This is a genomic window from Streptomyces sp. NPDC002784 (assembly GCF_053592135.1).
Map to the genome: position 1 here is coordinate 1 of NZ_JBSFVD010000199.1, position 1,123 is coordinate 1,123.

Below are 1,123 nucleotides of genomic sequence, written 5' to 3' on the forward strand. Positions count from 1 at the left end.
GGGAACCGGCCGACTGCCGCCGCGGTGCTGGCGGCCGCTGTCGCCGCCCGCGCCTACGCCCTCAACCACCAAAGCGAGCAGGCCCGCACCGCGCTCGCCGCCGCCGACGCGCTCATGGACGGGCTCCCCGAGAGCGAGCGGTCGGACACGTGGCTGACGTACGGCGAGCAGAAACACCACGTCCACCTCAGCCACGCATTCACCGCCCTCGGAGACACCCGACGCGCAGAGTAGAGCCAGCAATGGGCGCTGGAGCTGTCCGCGCCGACCAGCACGATGACCCGCACCCTGCTGAACATCGACGCGGCGGCTTGCTCCCACCACCACGGCGACACCGAGCAGGCATGCCGCCGTACGGTCGACGCCCTGACCGCGCTGCCCGGTGACTACCGCACCGGCCTGGTCCGCCGCCGCGCCTTGGACCTGTACGAGGCGATCCCCGCTCAGCACCACCACGAGCGCGCCGTACGCGACTTGCGGGACTCCTTGGCTGCCTGAACGTGCCGCACTCGGGGGATCACTGGGCGTGGCACCTCTTGGGTACAGTGCGCCATGCGCGACTACGACCTGCTCCCCAACATCGTCGTCCCTGTGGTGAAGACCAGCCTCCAGCCCGACGGCGTACGCAGCGAGGGCTTCGCTGGCACCGCCTTCCTGCTCCAGCACGGCCAGGGTCTGGCCATGACCGCACGCCACGTCGCCGACGAACTGACTTCCGGTGAGGCGGCGGTCCTCTTCCGTGGCACGGACGGCGCCTGGCAGCCCGCCGCGGTCCAGGGCATCGAACCTCTCACCCCACCCAAGACGTGGCACTGCTGTGCCTCGAGCCGGACACGTACGTCTCTCCGTGCGTGCTGAGCCGCCGACAGGAGTACGCGTCCCTGTCCTACATGCTCGGGGGCTACCCGGAAGCGGTGCTGTACGAGTCCGTCGTCGATGTGACAAGGGCAAGGTGGGCGGCGTGGGCGGTGGCCAGGTCGACGCCGGCCATAGTCGCCAGTTCCGAGACCGCAAGAGCGGTGGGCCGGTCCAGGTCATGGAACTCGAAGACTGATGCGGCGAGCGCGTCGTCGACTTGCTCGCGTCGGAGGGGAGAGATGTCGCCGCCGACCAGGCCAGCGGC

General features: G+C 70.2%; 3 protein-coding genes and 1 pseudogene. 3 read left to right on the forward strand and 1 reads right to left on the reverse strand.

The window, feature by feature from the left end; all coding sequences use genetic code 11:
* The 3 genes and pseudogenes from ACWD1Z_RS37775 to ACWD1Z_RS37785 form a co-directional block, all read left to right on the forward strand.
* A pseudogene (locus ACWD1Z_RS37775) lies at nt 1–234 on the forward strand (hypothetical protein); the annotation flags it as partial.
* Between the two features lie 42 nt (nt 235–276).
* Nucleotides 277–498, forward strand: a complete 222-nt coding sequence (locus tag ACWD1Z_RS37780; RefSeq protein ID WP_451125474.1) for a hypothetical protein — start codon at nt 277–279, stop codon at nt 496–498.
* A 54-nt stretch (nt 499–552) separates the two neighbouring features.
* Complete coding sequence (locus tag ACWD1Z_RS37785; protein ID WP_451125476.1) at nt 553–858, forward strand: hypothetical protein; 306 nt, start codon at nt 553–555, stop codon at nt 856–858.
* Between the two features lie 43 nt (nt 859–901).
* On the opposite strand, the gene ACWD1Z_RS37790 is transcribed toward ACWD1Z_RS37785, so the two are convergent.
* Nucleotides 902–1,123 (reverse strand): hypothetical protein (locus ACWD1Z_RS37790; RefSeq protein ID WP_451125478.1); only part of this gene is annotated, 222 nt, incomplete at its 5' end.

Excerpts from the sequence above, each read along its gene's own strand:
- ACWD1Z_RS37780 (WP_451125474.1), top strand. The coding sequence starts at position 277 with ATGACCCGCACCCTGCTGAACATCGACGCGGCGGCTTGCTCCCACCAC.
- ACWD1Z_RS37785 (WP_451125476.1), top strand. The coding sequence starts at position 553 with ATGCGCGACTACGACCTGCTCCCCAACATCGTCGTCCCTGTGGTGAAG.